The organism is Haladaptatus cibarius D43 (assembly GCF_000710615.1).
GTDB lineage: Archaea > Halobacteriota > Halobacteria > Halobacteriales > Haladaptataceae > Haladaptatus > Haladaptatus cibarius.
In genome coordinates this window covers 1,601,935-1,620,933 of the sequence record NZ_JDTH01000002.1, presented here as the reverse complement: position 1 = coordinate 1,620,933, position 18,999 = coordinate 1,601,935, and the positions used below count along the sequence as shown (strand labels likewise).

17 protein-coding genes are annotated in these 18,999 nt (G+C 59.6%); 11 read left to right on the top strand and 6 right to left on the bottom strand.

All coding sequences use genetic code 11. From position 1 onward, the window contains the following. Positions 1–2 precede the first annotated feature (2 nt). The 3 genes from HL45_RS13625 to HL45_RS13615 all read right to left on the bottom strand — a co-directional run bounded on the left by HL45_RS13625 (position 3) and on the right by HL45_RS13615 (position 3,082). Positions 3–1,073: a pyridoxal-phosphate-dependent aminotransferase family protein gene (locus HL45_RS13625; protein ID WP_049971617.1), complete on the bottom strand. Its 1,071-nt coding sequence runs from the start codon at positions 1,071–1,073 to the stop codon at positions 3–5. Positions 1,074–1,430: 357 nt separating this feature from the next. Then, entirely contained in the window at positions 1,431–2,282 is an 852-nt protein-coding gene (gene mtnP, locus HL45_RS13620; RefSeq protein ID WP_049971616.1) for an S-methyl-5'-thioadenosine phosphorylase, read from the bottom strand. 89 nt (positions 2,283–2,371) lie between these two features. After that, a complete protein-coding gene (locus HL45_RS13615; protein WP_049971615.1) occupies positions 2,372–3,082 on the bottom strand; it encodes a phosphoribosyltransferase in 711 nt (236 codons plus the stop codon). A gap of 174 nt (positions 3,083–3,256) precedes the next feature. Here HL45_RS13615 and HL45_RS13610 point away from each other — a divergent pair, with 174 nt between their 5' ends. Next, the gene (locus HL45_RS13610) at positions 3,257–4,570 is read left to right on the top strand and encodes a chymotrypsin family serine protease (protein ID WP_049971614.1); all 1,314 of its coding nucleotides are present in this window, start codon (positions 3,257–3,259) and stop codon (positions 4,568–4,570) included. 170 nt (positions 4,571–4,740) lie between these two features. Here the strand turns inward: HL45_RS13610 and HL45_RS20465 are convergent, their stop codons facing one another. Continuing rightward, positions 4,741–5,037: a hypothetical protein gene (locus tag HL45_RS20465; RefSeq protein ID WP_144240088.1), complete on the bottom strand. Its 297-nt coding sequence runs from the start codon at positions 5,035–5,037 to the stop codon at positions 4,741–4,743. 272 nt (positions 5,038–5,309) lie between these two features. Between HL45_RS20465 and HL45_RS13605 the strand changes: the two genes are divergently transcribed. From HL45_RS13605 to mfnA, 4 genes are all read left to right on the top strand, one after another. Beyond that, on the top strand, positions 5,310–6,212 hold the full coding sequence (locus tag HL45_RS13605; RefSeq protein WP_049971613.1) for a PhzF family phenazine biosynthesis protein: 903 nt from the start codon (positions 5,310–5,312) through the stop codon (positions 6,210–6,212). Between the two features lie 142 nt (positions 6,213–6,354). Next, positions 6,355–8,655: a pyruvate, water dikinase gene (ppsA, locus tag HL45_RS13600; protein WP_049971612.1), complete on the top strand. Its 2,301-nt coding sequence runs from the start codon at positions 6,355–6,357 to the stop codon at positions 8,653–8,655. 114 nt (positions 8,656–8,769) lie between these two features. After that, positions 8,770–9,921, top strand: coding sequence for a DUF7537 family lipoprotein (locus HL45_RS13595; protein ID WP_049971611.1), 1,152 nt, complete (start codon positions 8,770–8,772; stop codon positions 9,919–9,921). A gap of 38 nt (positions 9,922–9,959) precedes the next feature. Continuing rightward, positions 9,960–11,030 carry a tyrosine decarboxylase MfnA gene (gene mfnA, locus HL45_RS13590; protein WP_049971610.1) on the top strand — a complete coding sequence of 357 codons (1,071 nt, stop codon included), beginning with the start codon at positions 9,960–9,962 and terminating at the stop codon, positions 11,028–11,030. Here mfnA and HL45_RS20000 read toward each other — a convergent pair whose 3' ends face one another. After that, positions 11,031–11,573 carry an HVO_2922 family protein gene (locus tag HL45_RS20000; RefSeq protein ID WP_233274779.1) on the bottom strand — a complete coding sequence of 181 codons (543 nt, stop codon included), beginning with the start codon at positions 11,571–11,573 and terminating at the stop codon, positions 11,031–11,033. A gap of 109 nt (positions 11,574–11,682) precedes the next feature. Between HL45_RS20000 and HL45_RS13580 the strand changes: the two genes are divergently transcribed. Continuing rightward, on the top strand, positions 11,683–12,249 hold the full coding sequence (locus HL45_RS13580) for a YqaA family protein (protein ID WP_084156929.1): 567 nt from the start codon (positions 11,683–11,685) through the stop codon (positions 12,247–12,249). A 404-nt stretch (positions 12,250–12,653) separates the two neighbouring features. Further along, positions 12,654–14,729, top strand: coding sequence for a methionine--tRNA ligase (metG, locus tag HL45_RS13575; protein WP_049971608.1), 2,076 nt, complete (start codon positions 12,654–12,656; stop codon positions 14,727–14,729). Between the two features lie 68 nt (positions 14,730–14,797). Here the strand turns inward: metG and HL45_RS13570 are convergent, their stop codons facing one another. Then, positions 14,798–15,082, bottom strand: coding sequence for a GYD domain-containing protein (locus tag HL45_RS13570; protein ID WP_049971607.1), 285 nt, complete (start codon positions 15,080–15,082; stop codon positions 14,798–14,800). A gap of 114 nt (positions 15,083–15,196) precedes the next feature. Between HL45_RS13570 and pyk the strand changes: the two genes are divergently transcribed. From pyk to HL45_RS13550, 4 genes are all read left to right on the top strand, one after another. Beyond that, positions 15,197–16,945, top strand: coding sequence for a pyruvate kinase (pyk, locus tag HL45_RS13565; RefSeq protein WP_049971606.1), 1,749 nt, complete (start codon positions 15,197–15,199; stop codon positions 16,943–16,945). A gap of 47 nt (positions 16,946–16,992) precedes the next feature. Then, complete coding sequence (locus HL45_RS13560; protein ID WP_049971605.1) at positions 16,993–17,184, top strand: DUF7312 domain-containing protein; 192 nt, start codon at positions 16,993–16,995, stop codon at positions 17,182–17,184. Between the two features lie 38 nt (positions 17,185–17,222). Beyond that, the gene (locus HL45_RS13555) at positions 17,223–17,756 is read left to right on the top strand and encodes an NfeD family protein (RefSeq protein WP_049971604.1); all 534 of its coding nucleotides are present in this window, start codon (positions 17,223–17,225) and stop codon (positions 17,754–17,756) included. Between the two features lie 91 nt (positions 17,757–17,847). Beyond that, positions 17,848–18,987: an SPFH domain-containing protein gene (locus HL45_RS13550; protein ID WP_049971603.1), complete on the top strand. Its 1,140-nt coding sequence runs from the start codon at positions 17,848–17,850 to the stop codon at positions 18,985–18,987. The last annotated feature ends 12 nt before the right edge of the window (positions 18,988–18,999 follow it).

The window sequence follows — 18,999 nt, the reverse complement described above, 5'->3', positions numbered from 1 at the left end:
AACTAATCCAGAACCGATTCGAGCGCGTTCATCGCCTCTTCGACGCGAGGTTTCTGCGCGTTGTATCCCATGTGACCCACCCGGAGCAGGTCATCAGCCATCTCGCCCAGTCCGGTTGCGACGAGAATCCCGTGGTCGTCGTGAAGTCGTCGCTGAACTTCTTTCGCCCGCCCTTCGATTTCGAACGCGGTGACAGTCGGGGAACAGAGCGATTCGGTTCCGGGGAACGGGTCGATTCCCAACTCCCGCCCACGATTTCGACACAGTTTCGCCGTTTCCTCGTGCCGGGCGAACACCGAATCCAGTCCTTCTTCCAAAATCCGGTCGAGGGAGACCTCTAGCGCGTACAGATTCGAGACGAGGTGGGTGTACGGCAGGAAGGAAAAATCCGGCTCGTGCCACGGTTCCAGACTGGTGTAAAAGGAATCCTGTTCCGTGTTTTCGACTTTCTCCCACGTAGAATCGCTGACCGACATCGTGGTGAGGCCGGGCGGTGAACTGAAACACTTCTGTGACCCGCCGAGACACACGTCGATGTCTTCGACCGGAACCGAGGTTCCGCCGATTGACGACACGGCGTCAACGATGGTGAGAACGCCTGCGTCTTGCAGTGCCGAAAGAATCTCGTCGAAATCGTTGAGTAGTCCGGTCGGCGTCTCGCAGTGCACCATCGTCGCGGCGGTGAACTCGTTTTCCGCAACCAATTGCTCGATTTCCTCGGGGTCGAATCCCTCGGTGTAGTCGATGCTGTGCGAAACTGGATTTCCGCCAGCCATCTCCACGAAGTCCGAAAAGCCGTCGCCGTAGAGTCCGTTGCCCAGACAGAGCACGTCGTCTCCCGGTGCGACCAGCGAGGTGACGGCGGCCTCCAAGCCCAAGATTCCCTCTCCTCCCAAAACGACCATCTCGTCGTCCGTTTGGTATACCCGCGCCAGTTTGTCGAGCAGGGTTTCGTAGTACGACCCAAATTCGGGGTCAACGTCGGGGTTCATCGCCGGTTGGGCCATCGCCTCTCTAACGTCGTCCGGGATTGCGGTCGGCCCGGGCGTCATCGTCAGCGTTTCGTCGTTCATGCTAGAGGGTTCTCTGGACTGGAATTAAAACTGCGTGATGGGCCGATTCGGCAGGTGGTGATGGATTCGAATATCGGCCAGTTGTGACCTGTGATGAATTGCGTCGGTTGAAATCACGAGTCACAAACGACGCCCTCGTTCGTCACTCACTCCTTTCAGTCGTTCGCTCCTCGCTCGCCCGAAATCCGCCGGGCCGCAGGCAGGCCGAGGGCGTGTGCCCTCGGCCGCGCCAAATGAACGGTCGGAAAGCCGTTCCCGGTCGTTTTCCAGTACGCCGATTTCGGGTCGAAAATCAGTCGGTCGTCGTGATTCGGGCGAGCGCGCCGTCCGGCGCGCTCGCCCGCTCGTTCTTCGAATTCAGTCGAGGTACTGCCCGGCGAGTAGTTCGACTTCCTCGCGCGTCTCCTTCGGAATCGCGTCCGTCGGCGTGTTGATGGTGCCTTCCAGCGCGTGGCCACAGTTACAGTCACGCTCTTCGGGCAGATTCCGAATCGCGTGTTCCACGACCTGCTTGATGGCGTCTTCGTTCTCCGCGGCGTTTTCCAGCACTTCCTCCAAGGTAACTTCGCTGTCGGATTTCCACACGTCGTAGTCGGTGACGCCCGCCACGGTGGCGTAGCACATCTCGGCTTCGCGGGCCAGTTTCGCCTCCGGAATCGCCGTCATGCCGATGATTTCGAAGCCTTGCTGGCGGTAGAACTCGCTCTCCGCGCGCGTCGAGTACTGCGGCCCCTCGATACAGACGTAGGTGCCGCCCGAATGGTGGTCTGCGTCGGTCGCTTCGTCGCTCGACTCCGAGAGATGTTCCACCATGTGCGGGCAGTACGGGTCGGCGAAGGGCATGTGGACGACCATGCCACTGCCGAAGAACGTCGGGGTTCGGTGTTTCGTCCGGTCGAAAATCTGGTCGGGAATCACGAGCGTTTGCGGCGGCAGTTCTTCGCGTAGGCTGCCGACCGCGTTGCTGGCTAAAATTCGCTCCACGCCGAGTTCTTTCAGCGCGTAGATATTCGCCCGGTACGGCGCTTCCGTAGGCGTCCGCTGGTGTTTCGGGCCGTGTCGAGGCAAGAACGCGACTTCCTTCCCGGCGATTTCGCCGATGGTGACGGGTGCGCTCGGTTCGCCGAACGGCGTCGTCACTTCTTCTTCGCGGGTGTTTTCGAGCGGTAGTGCCTCGTAGATGCCGCTTCCACCGATGAAGCCAATCATAGGCGAAGATGGTTTCGGCAGTCACGTAAACGACACGGGTTCGTCCCGGACGAAATCAGCCTCGTCGATAGTCGGTTGCCGTTCGTCGGTTACTGCCCGCCGGTTGCTTTCTCCAACAGTCGCCACTCGCCGTCTTTGCGCGACAGCAGACCGCGCCGAACCATCTCGGTGAGAACCTCGTCCAATCGGTCGGGTTGCGCGATTTCCATCTGGATGCGCTCTACGTCGTGGTACTCGTTCAGATAGTGCCGAACGTCCTCGTTGGTGAACACGTCTTGGTCTGCCCTGTCCAGCGCGCCGCTGGTCACGTCTATCATGTCCTCGATGAAGTTCCACGGATAGACTATCCACGCCCACTCTTCGAGTTTCTCGCCGACGTAGTCGGGGTCGAACTCGCTGGTCTGGAGCAGTTGGAGCGTCGCGGTTCTGACCTCTCCTGCGTCCCGGTCGGTGACGTACTCTTCGGCGTGTTTGATGGAGCCGCCGGTGTCCGCGATATCGTCGATGATGAGAACGTCCTTGCCTTCGACGCTCCCTTCCGGCATCGGATAGCGAACTTCGGGTTCGCCCGATTTCTGGGCCGTTCCGACGTAATGTTCCATCTTGAGACTCGTCAGGTCGTCCAGTCCGAGGAAGTCACAGATGCATCGTCCGGCGAACCATCCGCCGCGCGCGAGTGCGACGATGACATCCGGTTCGAAATCGGAGACTTTCACCTGCTCGCTCACGCCGCGGCAGAGGCCGTAGATGTAGTCCCAGTTGGTAATCGTGCATTTGAAATCGTCCGGCAGGTCGCTCATGCTACCGGAGAGTCGCGGCGCGTGCCACTTAACGGTTTACAGGTGGGTTTCGGATTCCTCCTCACCATAGCCGATGCACTCTGGTTTTCGAACGAATCGTATTATCTATAAATTTACGTTAGTATTTACGGGAATAGTATTTTGGAAGTCGGTACCGAACTAGCAACCATAGCCATGTCCCGCACCGAAGATTACGAAGACCTGCTCGAATGCAAGAACGTCCTCGGCGTCGAGTACGACGACGAGACGAACACTCTCACGGTGTTCGTCTCGCAGAAACTTCCGGACAGCGAACTCGCCGACGAGGACAACGTGAAACTGCGCGTCTCCGACGTGAACCTCGAAGTCGAGGACGCGGGATTCGAGGAAGAGCGCGAGGGATTCGACGCGCTCTCCCGCGTCGAATCCCTGCCGGAGGCGCAGGCAGACCGACAGAAGCGACACCGGCCGGTCGTCGGCGGCGTCAGCGAAATCAACGCGAAGGAGTCGGCGGCCACTGCCGGGCCGTACCCCGCCCGAATCACGGACACCTCGACGGCGAACTGGAGCGACGCGGCTTCCGAGGGCGACCTCGTCCGACTGAGCAACAACCATGTGTACGCGCGAATCAACGATGCCGAGTTCGGCGAACCAATAATCCAACCCTCGCCGACCGACGGCGGGAGCCTCCCGGACGACAAAACCGGCGAACTGCTGGGCTACGTTACCGCCGAAGACGGCGCAGCGGTCGATGTGGCGGCGCGGTCTATCGACCCTGAACAGGACTCCGCCGAGTACCACGAACTGGACGACTCGTGGCCGACCACCGTCCGGCGCGAGGATTACCGCTCGTTGAAAGGAAAGACGGTCACGAAAACTGGGCGAACCACGGGCGTCACGCAAAGCCAAGTCAAGGCGACCAGCGCGAGCGTCCGGGTTCGGTTCGGCGATGCCGGAACACTTACTCTCCGCGACCAGTGCATCGCAGGCGCGATGTCGGAAGGCGGCGACAGCGGGTCGCCCGTTTTCCTCGATTCGTCCGGCGAACTCGTCGGCTTGCTCTTCGCCGGGTCGTCGCGCCAGACGATTTTCAACAAAATCGGCAACGTGGAATCCGAGTTGGGTGTCGAGCTGTTGACCGACGAACCCGGCGACGGAGATGGTGGCAGTGGAGGCGGCGGCGACGACTCGGCGACCTACCGAGAGACGCTTTCCGAAACCGTCTCTGTCGCGGTCGGAACGCCGCAGCTCTCGCTGGTGTCCTTCTCGATTTCGGGGTCGCCTTCGCCCGGCGAACAGGTTTCGGCGACCGCGCGCGTGTCCGGCAGTGCGAAAGGAACGGCGTGGTTATCCGTCGATGGCGACCGAACCACGTTCACATTGGCCGAAGAGCACGTCCGTGGCAATCGGTATTTGAAGGACGTTTCGCTGTCGTTTACCGCCCCCGACTCCGCTGGCGATTCGTTCGATGTGGACGTAGACGGTGGCTACGTTCTCGACAGCGAGTAGTTCGGATTTGGTCTTTTTGCGGATTTTCGCGGTTTGAAATCGTTTTCAGAAAATCGTTTCGAGGAAGTTGTTCGAATGGATTTTATTGGGAGGTGTTTGTTTCCGAGTCGCTAGCTGTTGCCGACTCCAAATAACCGCCACCGCAACCGGCCACTCCCTCCCCAACCGACTCATGCGCTCACTTCGTTCGCGCACTCGTCCCTCGCGCGCTTCCACTCGACTTCTCGGACGACGAGTCCACGAAGTCTCACGAGCGCGCGCCATGGCGGTTGATTGGGTTTCTTGATTCGACGTAAATTCAGTGGCGCGTGCGTCGGCAGGCCTGAGGACTCGTCGTCCGAGGGCCTGCTCGGGTTCGCGCGAGGGACGACTGAGTGAGCGGAGCGAGCGAAGGAGTCGGATGGGGAGGGTGTGGTCTGCGGCGGTGCGGTGGCGGTTTCATTGGAGCCGTGACTTGCTTCCGACAAATCTTCAACAACCTCACGTTCGTATTGTTGATTTCGTCGTGGTGGTTGGTTGGAGTCGTGATTTGCTTCCGACGAACCTCTACCACTCTCACGTTCGTAGTGCAGATTTCGTCGTCGTGGCGGTCATGTGTTGTCGGCAGTACCTAGCGACAATCCCATTCCAACACTTGTCGCAGATATATTCCGACATTAATCCTCGTTGGAAAACCCTGCTTACCTTCCCCGGACTATCGAACGCAGAATTAAACCCACCAGCAAACGACCACTCCGACATGCAAACAGTCAGAACCCTCCTCGTGGACGCCTTCACCGACGAACCACTGGCCGGAAACGCGGCGGGCGTCGTCCCGAACGCGGACGACCTGACGGACGACCAGATGCAGGCCATCGCCCGCGAACTCGCGGTCAGCGAGACGGCGTTTTTCTCCGAAAGCGAGGATGCAGACCGCAGGGTTCGGTTCTTTACCCCAACAACGGAAATCGACCTCTGTGGCCACGCGACGATTGCCTCGCACGTTCACCTACTGGAAGACGGCGAACTGTCGCCGGGGGCGCACACCCTCGAAACGGAAGTCGGCGTGCTGGATATCGAAGTGGAAGAAAACCACACGAGCTGGATGACGCAAAACGAGCCGGAAATCGAGACGGTCGAACTGGAGTACGACCGAGTGGGTGGCGCGCTCGGCATCGACCCGGCAGCGCTTCAGGACGTTGGCGCGGACATTCCGATGGCGGTGGCTTCGACCGGCCTTCCGTGTCTCGTGATTCCGGTCAATTTTCTCGAACATCTCGGCGGCGCGGAACCGAATATGGCGAAGGTCGAGCAACTGTGTGAGGAAGTCGGCGCGGTCGGAATCTACGCCTTCTCCTTCGACGCCATCGACGCCGAATCGACGCTCCACGGGCGGATGTTTGCTCCGCTTGCAGGGATTCCGGAAGACCCGGTTACGGGAACCGCCAGCGGCGCGGTCGGTGCCTTCCTGCGCGAAACGGACGCCTTCGACGAGTTCCCCGAGGAACTGCGACTGGAACAGGGGCATTTCCTCGACCGACCCGGATACGTTCGCGTGCGTGCGACTGAAGATAGCGTGAAGGTCGGTGGCCGGGCGACGACCGCACTCGATGGTCAGTTGGTCGTTCCCGAATCGGAAGACGACGGGATTATCGAACTATAACAGTCCCGAAGCGTAGTTGCCAACCACCGCCACCCCGGCGATTTTGCGACTGTTCGAAACAGTATTCCGTTTCTGAGTTAGTATTCTTCGAAAATTTGGTCGGAACATTCTTTATGTGTCTGCTTGTCTCCACCCATACGCAATGGTTGTACTCTGGCTGGATGAAATCAGCGCAAACGACCTCGAACTGGTGGGTGGCAAAGGTGCGTCGCTCGGTGAACTCACCGGGGCGGACCTCCCTGTCCCGCCGGGATTCGTCGTGACTGCCGGAACCTACCGGGAGTTCATCGAGGAAACCGGCATCGCGGAGGAGTTGTTCGAGGCCGTGGACGTTGACACTGAAGATTCTGCGGCATTGGCGGACGCCGAGGCGCGTGCGGAAGAACTCATTCTCGGCACCGAGATTCCCGAAGAGATGCGACAGGGAATCCTCGATGCATATGACAATCTGGACGACGGCAAAGCGTTTGTCGCGGTTCGGTCTTCCGCGACTGCGGAAGACCTCCCCGACGCCTCGTTTGCGGGCCAACAGGAAACGTTCCTCAACATCACCCGCGAAGACCTCATCGAACGCGTGAAACAGTGCTGGGCATCGCTGTTCACCCAGCGGGCGATTTACTACCGACAGGAGAAGGGCTTCGACCACGAAATCGTGGACATTGCGGTCGTTATCCAGCGCATGGTGGACGCCGAAAAGAGTGGCGTCATGTTCACGAGTCACCCTTCGACCGGCGACAAGAAAATTATCATCGAGGCGGCGTGGGGACTCGGCGAGGCGGTCGTCTCGGGGTCGGTTTCCCCGGATAACTACGTCGTTGACCGCTCCTCCAACGCGACGGAGGACATCACCATCGCCGATAAGAAGATGATGCACACGAAGGACGCCGAAACCGGCGAGACGGTCGAACGCACGGTTCCGGACGACAAACGGAACGCGCGTGTGCTCTCCGAAGCCGACATCAATCGCCTCGTGGAACTCGGCGAAGAGGTAGAAGACCACTACGGAACTCCACAGGACGTGGAATGGGCAATGGTCGGCGACGACGTCTTTATGCTCCAATCCCGGCCAATTACGACGATTAACGACTCCGGCTCTATCGAAGCGGACACGAACGAAGGCGTCGCCGACGGAAGCGGTGCGGTGCAGACCGAGAAAGGCGGCAGTCAGGAAGTTCTCGTGAATGGACTAGGCGCAAGCCCCGGTATCGCCAGCGGCCCGGCACGAACCGTGACGAAACTCGACCAACTGGACAAGGTGGGGGAGGGCGACATCATCGTTACAGAGATGACGACCCCGGACATGGTGCCCGCGATGAAACGCGCCGCGGGTATCATTACGGACGAAGGTGGTATGACCAGCCACGCCGCCATCGTTTCGCGCGAACTCGGCGTCCCCGCAGTCGTCGGTTCCAGCAACGCGACGGACACGCTCGAAGACGGCCAAGTCGTTACGTTGGACGGCGACAAGGGAACCGTCCGCGAGGGCAAACCCGAAAAGGAACAGGGACAGGAGCGCGAACCAATCGAGGACGCCCGCCCGAAAACGCCCGTCAAACCGATGACGGCGACGGAGGTCAAGGTGAACGTCTCCATTCCGGAGGCCGCAGAACGCGCCGCCGCGACCGGTGCCGACGGCGTCGGCCTGCTCCGAATGGAGCACATGATTCTCTCGACCAACAAGACGCCGGGGAAGTACATCGAAGACCACGGCGTCGATGCCTACGTCGAGGAAATCGTGGAGGGAATCCGCGGCGTTGCAGAAGAGTTCTATCCGCGACCAGTCCGCGTTCGAACGCTCGACGCGCCGACGGACGAGTTCCGCCAACTGCAAGGTGGCGAGCACGAACCGGACGAACACAATCCGATGCTCGGCTGGCGCGGCATTCGCCGCAGTCTCGACAAGCCGGACGTGTTCCAGCACGAACTCGACGCTTTCCGCGAACTGTTCGAGATGGGCTACGACAACGTCGAACTCATGCTCCCGCTCGTCAACGACGCGGAGGACGTGCTTCGCGCCCGACGACTTATCGCCGAATCCGGAATCGACCCCGACAAGCGCACGTGGGGTGTGATGATTGAAACGCCCGCCAGCGCGCTTCAAATCGAGGATATGGCCGAGGCAGGCATCGACTTCGCCAGTTTCGGCACGAACGATCTCACCCAGTACACGCTCGCCGTTGACCGTAATAACGAGAACGTCGCGGGGCGGTTCGACGAACTCCACCCCGCCGTTCTCAAACTCATCGGCCAAACTATCGACTGCTGTCGTGACCACGACATCAACACCAGTATCTGCGGACAAGCCGGGTCGAAACCGGAGATGGTACGCTTCCTCGTCAACCGCGGCGTCTCGTCCATCTCGGCTAACATCGACGCGGTGCGCGACGTGCAACACGAAGTGAAGCGCGTCGAGCAGAAGTTGATGCTCGATTCGGTTCGCTGATCGCTTCGACTCTCATCTCTCGTGTTTTCCGACGTTTTCTACGTTTTCACGGACAGAGCAGTCGTTTCGGCGACCGTAAATTTATAAACCATCTGTAATAGATAGTAGTTAGACATGAACCTCCGCGCAGTTTTTGCCCTCCTTACAGCACTGCTCCTCGTCGCTGGATGTGTCGGTGGTCCCGCCGAGAACACGGGAACTGCCGCACCAGCGACAGAAACGACCGACATTACGGCGACAGCAACCGAAACCACGAAATCGACTACGTCGCTTGCGTCCCTTCCATCTGGAATCTCCGACGATAGAACGTTGAATGCGAGCCGACTCCTCTCCACGCACGAATCCGCGCTGAAGACGTCCGGGTACGAGTTCGACTATCGCAGTGTCACAAAAACTGATGGCACGGTGAACGCGACTGCCATGCTGTGGGGAACCGTCGCCGAAGGTCAAACGTCCTTCGAGAGACACACGGAGTACACCGACGGTTCGGCGACAGCGTATCGGACGCATCTTTGGGCGAACGATTCCGTTCTCCTTACGAAGCAAACTGCGGACGGACAGACGCAGTACAACGAACGGGCACAGAGCGAGCAACTCCGCGCCGAACTCGCCCAAACAGGGATGATGACGCGAACGCTCACCGAACTCTTGAACTCCGGCGAGTTCACCGTCACAAAGACCGAGGATTCCAGCGGGCAAGCACTCATCACCCTCAAGGCGACGGAACCTGCGAACGATTCCGAGTTCGAAAATGCGACCGACTTCGATGCGACGCTCGTCGTTGATTCGTCCGGTCGCGTTCGTCAGCTCCACCGAACGGTGAAAACCGACGATGTGCATCTCGAACACGACTTCGAACTCACCCTCTCTGGCACCACAGCAGTCGAACGACCTGATTGGTCGGAGAAAGCTCACGAAACCGTCTCGGCGAACATCGAGGTAAACGCCGCGGAGCGCACAATCGAACTCGAACATGCTGGCGGAGAGACGCTGTCCGCCGGTTCGACGGTTCGAATCGAACACGATGGCAAAGTGCATCTGCTCGAATTAGAGCGTTCGTTCGAACCGGGACAGCACCGCTATCTCTCCTATCCTGGCGGCGGTGACCCTGTTCTCCTCACTCAGAGAACGTCCGGCGCGAACGGTGACCGAATCGAGGGTTCGTATTCGCTGGCTATCCTCGACTCGAACGGGAACACTGTTACCTCGATGGGATTCGGGGTCGGTCACAGCGAAGCAACTGACAGCAGTTCCGACTCGTCGTAGAACGGAACGAATAAACCCGACGCGCCGAATTTTCGGGTATGCAGGTGGCCGCGCCCCAGTCATTCCGCCGGGTGCTTTCCTCGATGTGTACCGAACCTCATCCGGCGGCGCGTGACGCCGCGGAACGATTTTTAGCGTCGAATCCGGGCGACCCGACGACGTATCCGACCGTCTCCGCGCTGGAAGACGAAGCGGTCGAGATGCTGGGGGAGATGACCGGGCTAGACAATCCATACGGCTACATCGCCAGCGGCGGCACCGAGGCCAACATTCAGGCGGTTCGGGCGGCGCGAAATCTCGCGGAAGCGGAGTCGGAGACGGACGCGAATCCGCCGAACGTCGTCGCCCCCGAGAGCGCCCACTTCAGTTTTCAGAAGGCGGCGGACGTGCTCGGCGTCGAACTGCGACTCGCCGATGTCGATGCCGACCGACGGGCCGACCCGGACGCGGTGAACGAACTGGTCGATGACGACACCGTATTGGTCGTCGGAATCGCTGGAACCACGGAGTACGGTCGCGTTGACCCGATTTCGGCGCTGTCGGAGATTGCCCACGATGCCGGGGCACTCCTCCACGTGGACGCGGCGTGGGGTGGGTTCGTGCTTCCGTTTACGGATTACGAGTGGAATTTCGACCACGCAGACGTGGATTCGATGGGAATCGACCCGCACAAGATGGGGCAGGCGGCGGTTCCGGCAGGTGGCTTCTTGGCCCGCGAGAAGCCCGTTCTGGACGCGCTGGCGGTCGAAACGCCCTATCTCGAATCGACCTCGCAGGCGACGCTGACCGGAACCCGAAGCGGTGCGGGAGTGGCCAGCGCGTGGGCGGCGATGGATGCGCTCTGGCCGACAGGCTACCGCGAGCAGTACGAACGTTCGCAAGCCAACGCCGAATGGATTGCCGATGCGTTCGAAACCTGTGGCTACGAGGTGGTTGACCCAGTTCTCCCGCTGGTTGCGGCGGATGTTCCACGTGAGACGGTCGAAGAACTCCAATCGCTCGGTTGGCGCGTCTCGCCGACCGGGTCGGGCGAACTCAGAATCGTCTGTATGCCACACGTCACTCGGTCGATGTTGGAGTCGTTCGCCGAAGACCTCGAATCGCTGTAACTAACTCTCCTCCACTGGCGCGCCGAGCGCGTTCCGTTTGACGCTCTTGATTCCCTTTCTTGCGGCCTGTTTCGAGGAGTAGCCCTCGCCGCTGTCTGCGATGATGTTTCCATTTCGGTGGACGAGTCGCCACCGCCACTCTTCTATGTGGTCTTCGTACAGTTCGAACGATGCTTGCGTCGGTGGCCGAAGGGCTTCCACGACCGAACCGTCTTCCTGCGTGGCCGCGACGGGCCACGATTCGGATTGTGTGGTTTCGGATGGGCTTTTCACCCGTTCCGTAAGACGACGCGCAACCTTCGAGACGGTCTTCCCGTAGCGTTCGAGCAGTTCGGCCGAAACGTCCTGTTCCAGCAGTGGTTCGCCGTCCCGCGTGATTGTAAATCCCTGTCCGCGGCGTTCTATGGTTCCGTTCGATTCCTCCCAGTCCCCGTCGCGTCGGTACTCCACGGTGAGCGTGACCGCGGAGTAGTCAGTGGTGTACTCTGTCCGAACTCGGAGGTTCGGATGGATACCGACGCGGTACTCTCTGTCCGATTGCACGTTCCCGCTTTTCGTTCCGATTCCGTATGAGTCTATTTGCCAATAGCAATTTGCGCAGACAGATTCTCCGATGTTAAAGTTTACATCGGTCGGTTACCGACTATGTCGTGTGTTAGGGAGTATCGCTTTGTTTGGCGACCTGCTGTCCAGTGGTGTCGTTTTCGTGTCATTTGGTTGGTTGGAGAGTGCCGTCGAACACGCCACCGGATGGGCAGGACTCGTCATCATTGCCGTCTACTCCTTTCTCATCTCGTTTATCCTCCCGCTTCCAAGCGAGGTCGTCCTCCTCGCACCGCTCGACCTCGGGTTGGGACGGATTGGACAGCTTTCGCTCATCATTCTGGTTAGCGGCCTCGGAAAGGCCGCGGGGAGCGTTTTCGCCTTTCACATCGGGCAGGAAGCAAAGCAGTCCGGCCCGGTCATCAAGGCGCTCCGTCGGTCGAAAATCAACATCGTGGAGTGGTCGGAAAAGAAAACCGTCGCACTTGCCCGAAAATGGGGGTATCTCGGACTGGCCATGGCGCTCTGTGTTCCATTTTTCCCCGACACGCTCTCAATTTATGCTTTCTCGATTTTGGAAGAGGATTATATAAAATTCGCCGCCGCGACGTTCGCCGGCAGTGTCGGTCGGTTGTTAGTGACGTTGGGGTTCGGCGCTGGCGTCTTTGCGCTGTAGTCGGATTTCGAAACTGTCGGTTTGGCCGGGGCGTGATTTGTTGTCGTTATTTCTTCACCAGTAGCAACTCCAAAATGAAGTACAAATCTCACCCCGAACCCCACGAACAATCTGCCATCTCACTCTTCGACCACCTCTCACAGGCGTGGGTTTATATACTGTCACGAACCAATGAATAACTATGCGACGGACGGCCCACACTCACGCTCCCTCCATGCGAACCCTGCCATAGCGTCGGGTGAATCCTTCTGGGCCGGATGCAGTCGGTTTTTCGGGGGTGAAACCCGACAGTTCGAGTATCACTCCGGAGCCACTGCGTCGTTCCGCGAAGCAATCGCACGAAACACCCATGACGAGACACCGAAACCAGCGGGTTTTACACCCGCAGCAAAGGAGATGAGAGTATGAGCCACGACGACTATCCGACGGACAATCCCGCGGTGGTGACCTGCGGGCTTCCCTACGCAAACGGGGACTTGCACATCGGCCACCTGCGAACCTACGTCAGCGGTGACGTACTGTCCCGCGCGCTGAAACAGTTCGGCCAAGAGACAGCCTTCGTTTCCGGGTCGGACATGCACGGAACGCCCGTCGCCGTCAATGCCGAGAAAGAAGGCGTCTCGCCCCGTGAGTTCGCGCTTCGCCACCACGAGAAGTACGAGGAGACGTTCCCGAAGTTCAACATCGAGTTCGACAACTACGGCCACACCGACGACGAAACGAACACCGAACTCACGCGCGAAATCGTCCGCGAACTGGACGAAGGCGGCTACATCTACGAGAAAGACATCAAGGTCGCGTGGGACCCAGCGGAGGAAACCCCGCTTCCAGACCGCTACGTCGAAGGAACCTGCCCCTACTGTGGCGAGCACGCCCGCGGTGACGAATGTGACGAAGGCTGTGGTCGGCACCTCGAACCCGGCGAAATCGAAGACCCGACGAGTACCCTGACGGGCAACCCGGCAGAGTACCGCGAGCGAACGCACAAGTTCTTCCGCGTCTCGGAGCTACAGGAGTACCTGCAAGGGTTCATCGACCGACTCGAAGGGACGAGTAACGCGCAAAACCAGCCCCGCGAATGGATTGAGGGCGAACTGCAAGACTGGTGTATCTCCCGCGATATGGACTGGGGGATCGACTACCCCGGAGACGAAGACGGCGGCACTGACGACCTCGTCCTCTACGTCTGGGTAGACGCGCCAATCGAGTACGTTTCCTCGACCAAGCAGTACACCGACCGCGTCGGTGCGGACGCCTACGACTGGGAGGGAGTCTGGAAAGAGAATGGGGAAATCATCCACATCATCGGGCGCGACATCATCCAGCACCACACCGTCTTCTGGCCCGCGATGCTCCACGCAGTCGGCTACAACGAACCGCGCGCCGTCATGGCCAGTGGGTTCGTCAACCTGAATGACAAGGGTTTTTCCACCAGTCGAAATCGCGCGGTCTGGGCCGACGACTATCTAGACGAAGGCTTCGACGCCGACCTGCTTCGTTACTATCTTAGCACAACTGGTGGATTCGAGCGCGACGTGAATTTCTCGTGGGAGCAGTTCCAAGAGCGCGTCAACGGCGAACTCGTCGGCACGTTCGGCAACTTCGTCTACCGAAGCCTGCTGTTCGCCGCGCGGAACTACGACGGCGCGCCGGACGCCGAAGCTAGCGACGAAGTTCAACACCGTATCGAGTCGGCCATCGACGACTTCGGCGAAGCTCTCAACGACTACTCGCTGAAAAAGCTCGGTGATGCGGCCACCTCACTCGCCGCGTTCGGCAACGAGTACATTCAGCGCAACGAACCGTGGAAGCTGACCGACGACGACCCGGAGAAAGCACAACAGGTCATCTACGACTGTGTCCAGTTGTCGAAGGCACTCGCGGTGCTTTACGCACCGCTCCTGCCCGGCAAAGCCGAAGCCCTCTGGTCGCAGTTGGACGAGGATGACTCGGTTCACGACGCAACTATCGAGGACGCTCTCGCCGCACCCCGCGGCGACTTCGGCGAACCCGACGAACTGTTCGGCAAAATCGAAGACGAGCGAGTAGCGGAACTGAACGAGAAACTGCAAGCAAGCATCGACGCGGCGACTGACGATGGGGAAGAAGACAAAACCATGACCGACGACGAATCCACGACGGAGGGCGAATCGACTTCGAACGACCGCATCAGCTTCGACGAATTCCAGAGCCTCGACCTGCGTGTCGGGCGCATCGAATCCGCAGAGCCAATCGAGGGAGCGGACGCCCTCCTTCGATTGGAAGTCGATATTGGCAGTGAAACGCGCCAAATTGTTGCGGGACTGAAACAACTGCACGACGTAGACGACCTCGAAGGGAAGAACATCGTCGTGGTCGCCAACCTCGAAAAGGCCGAACTGTTCGGCGTCGAGAGCAACGGAATGGTGCTGGCGGCAGGCGAAGAAGCAGACCTACTGACGACGTACGAGGACGCGGAACCGGGAACGAAAATCAAGTAGCCGCGTGAGAATTGGTTGAACCCACCGATTTTTACGGCTGCTCGCGTTTGGCTCTCGTAAATCGCTTTTTATAGATCGTTCACGAGATTTGCGAACTCGTTCATCGGAATGATTTCCATCGTTTGCATGTCGAGTCCGTAGCGTTCGATACACAGCGAGGCCTGATACGCCGAATCCCTATCTTCGGCGTCGATGACGAGAAGGAAATCGTATTCGCCGAGGATGGCGTAGGTTTCTTCCAGTGTTGCCTCGTGGGTTTCCAGTTCGTTTCGGATGTCTCCCCAGATGGACGCGAGTTCCTGGACGTTCTGATAATTTTGTTCGATAGTGACCAGTGATGCGTATTTGGACATATTTTCCCGTTTTGAATGGGACACAAATAGCGATTGTGGCCAGATGTCCCCAATCATTACTCTCCGCCGCGGTAACTGCGGGGTTTTTTGGCAGGCACCGACCAATCGTGGCGTATGAGAAATGCGAAAATCGTCTGTACCCTCGGTCCTGCGTCGGATTCGCAGAGTTCGGTTCGGGAACTCGCAGACGCCGGAATGACGGTCGCTCGGGTCAATGCAAGCCACGGGTCGCGTGACGACCGAGCGGACATCATCGACACGGTTCGGCGGGTTGACGAAGCGACCGAAAATCCCCTTGCGGCGATGCTCGACCTCCAAGGGCCGGAAATTCGAACCGCCGAAATCGAAGAGCCAATCATGCTCGAAACCGGTTCGACGGTTCGATTCATCGAAGGCAACGACGCGACACCGGAGGAGGTCGGCCTGTCGGTCGCCATCACGAACGCCGAATCAGGCGACTCGGTTCTCTTGGACGACGGCCGAATCGAGACGACGGTGGAAAAAGTCGACGACGACGCCGTCGTCGCACACGTCGAAAGCGGCGGCGAACTCAGCAGTCGGAAAGGCGTTAACGTTCCCGGCGTCGAACTCGATTTGGATGTCGTCACCGAAAAAGACCGCGACGACCTCAAATTGGCCGCAGAAGCGAACGTCGATTTCGTCGCGGCGAGTTTCGTCCGCGACGCCGACGACGTGTTCGAGGTCAGCAAAGTGCTTGAAGACAACGGGGCAGACATCCCGATTATCGCAAAAATCGAGCGGCGCGGCGCGGTCGAGAATCTGGAGGAAATCGTTGACGCCGCCTACGGCGTGATGGTGGCCCGCGGGGACCTCGGCGTCGAATGTCCGATGGAGGACGTGCCGATGATTCAAAAGCGCATCATTCGAACCTGCCAGCGAGCAGGTGTCCCCGTCATCACTGCCACCGAGATGCTCGATTCGATGGTTCACTCGCGCAGGCCGACGCGCGCAGAGGCCTCCGACGTGGCGAACGCGGTTCTCGACGGGACGGACGCCGTCATGCTTTCGGGCGAGACGGCAATCGGCGACCATCCGGTTCGCGTGGTCGAAACGATGGACAGCATCGTCCGCGAAGTCGAGGAGAGCGACGAGTACGAGGAAACGCTCGAACAGCGCGTTCCGACGAGCGATGACACCAGAACCGACGCCATCGCACGTTCCGCGCGGTATCTCGCTCGCGACATCGGCGCGAGTGCCGTGGTCGCCGCCAGCGAATCCGGCTACACCGCGCTGAAGGTGGCGAAGTTCCGCCCCGGGGTTCCCGTCGTGGCGACGACGCCGAACGACCGCGTCCGCCGAAAACTCGCGCTTTCGTGGGGCGTCAACGCCCAATACACGAATCTCGGCCCAAGCGCCGAAACTATCATCGAGGACGGGGTGCAGGCCGCCCTCGACGCAGACGTTGCGAAGAGCGGCGATACAGTGGTCGTCCTCTCCGGCATGATGACCGAACTCGAAGGCTCCGATACGGCCAACATGCTGAAAGTCCACGTCGCCGCCGAAACCATCGCAACCGGTCGCGGCGTCGTTCGCGGGCAGGTTGCGGGGCCGGTTCTGCGTAGTTCGACCGGCGACTTCGTCGACGTTCCAGAGGGGACGATACTCGTCCTCGAACCGGAGTTCGACGGCGAGTTCACGGGCGATACGTCGAACCTCGCCGGTATTGTCGATGCTCGACCGGGAATGACCGGCTATCCGGCACTAGTCGCCCGCGAACTCGACATTCCGATGGTGAGCGGCGCGCCGCTCGGCCCGGAAGTAGAAAGCGGCGACGAAGTGACTATCGACGCGGAACGCGGCGTCGTCTACCACGGTGACGTTCGGTCACACGACCGTCCATAGTCCGTCCCGTAGCCAGCCTTTTGTCCGACCGACTCGTATCGCGGCGTATGTCCGACTGGAAGTTTGATGTGGAGGATGTTGGGGAGGATGATGACGAAAACGGCGACGACGCTTCACAGATGTATCCCATGGACGAACCTCTCGAACCGGGCACTCCCTCGGCGGAAAACATCCTGTTCGTCGTCCTCGGCGCGCTTACGATGGTGTTCGTGTTTCTTCGGTTGACCGGACTGGCGTAACCCACAAACCCTTAATCGTTCGACACCAACTCCCAATCATGGCATCGCCCCTCGATTCGCTCCCGCTTTTGCTCGTCCTCGCGGGTGCGGGGCTCGCGCTCGCGGAGGCGCTCATCCCCGGAGCGCATTTCATCGTCCTCGGCGTCGCGCTCCTGCTCGCAGGTCTGGCGGCGCTCGCATTCCCGCCGCTAGCAACGCCGTTCGTGTTGGCCTTCCTCGTCCTCGCGTTCGGCGGTCTATCGCTGTACGCCTACCGCGAACTCGACCTGTACGGCGGCAAAGGAACCGGACGGACGAAAGATTCTGACTCGCTCAAAGGAACGACCGGACGTGTTACCGAGCGCGTCACCCCCTCCGAAGGACAGGTGAAACTGTCCGGTGGCGGATTCAATCCCCACTACGCCGCGCGGTCGATGGACGGCGAAATTCCGGAAGGAACGGAAGTAATGGTCATCGACCCCGGCGGCGGCAACGTCGTCACTGTCGAACCGCTCGGCCACATCGAAGACAGTATCGACCGCGAACTGGCCAGAGGACGCTCGAAGCGCGAGAAAGAGACGGAAGAACTCTGACACGTCTTCGCCCTCCGGATATTTTCCCACTAACTCTCAGCGTACAAAGTAGCAAAATACTTAACAGGTAGCTATCCCAACATTCGGATGTATGCTGCCCCTAGTACCTCTACAATCCGTCGCCGCTGGCGGACTCATAACGATAGTTGCACTGCTATTTCTGGTTCTCGCCATCGTCACAGTCTGGTCGGCGGTCGAAATCGTGCAAGCGACCGAGAAGCGCGCACTGACCGTCTTCGGTGAGTACCGGAAACTCCTCGAACCGGGTATCAACTTCGTGCCGCCGTTCGTCAGCAAAACGTACCGCTTCGACATGCGGACACAGACGCTCGACGTGCCGCGACAGGAAGCCATCACGCGCGACAACTCGCCCGTGACCGCGGACGCCGTCGTCTACATCAAGGTGATGAACGCGAAGAAGGCGTTCCTCGAAGTCGAGGATTACAAACGCGCCGTTTCGAACCTCGCCCAGACGACGCTCCGCGCCGTCCTCGGTGACATGGAACTCGACGATACGCTCAACAAGCGCCAGGAAATCAACGCGAAAATCCGCCGCGAACTGGACGAACCCACCGACGAGTGGGGGATTCGCGTCGAAAGCGTCGAAGTCCGTGAAGTCAACCCGTCCAAGGACGTTCAGCAGGCGATGGAACAGCAGACCTCCGCAGAGCGCAAACGCCGCGCCATGATTCTCGAAGCACAAGGTGAACGCCGCAGTGCTATCGAGACGGCGGAGGGTGACAAACAGTCCAACATCATCCGCGCACAGGGTGAAAAGCAGAGCCAGATCCTCGAAGCGCAGGGTGACGCAGTTTCGACCGTCCTCCGCGCGAAATCCGCCGAATCGATGGGCGAACGCGCCGTCATCGAAAAGGGAATGGAGACGCTCGAAAGCATCGGACAGGGTGAATCCACGACGTTCGTGCTGCCGCAGGAACTCTCGTCGCTCGTCGGCCGGTACGGCAAACATCTGACCGGAAGCGACGTGAAGGCGGACAACCAGCAGTTGAACAGCCTCGACTTCGACGAGGAAACCCGCGAACTGCTCGGACTGGACGACATCGACGAAATCCTCGGCCAAATCGACGAGGAAGCCGAGATGGACGTGGAAGCGATGGAAAAGGAAGCACAAGCCATCAAAGAGGGCGAGGACAAAGCCCAAATTAAGAGTGCGGACGAAGTCATCGAGGAGATGGACGAAGAAGCCGAGATGGAAACCGAAGTCGAATAACGTCTCCCTCGT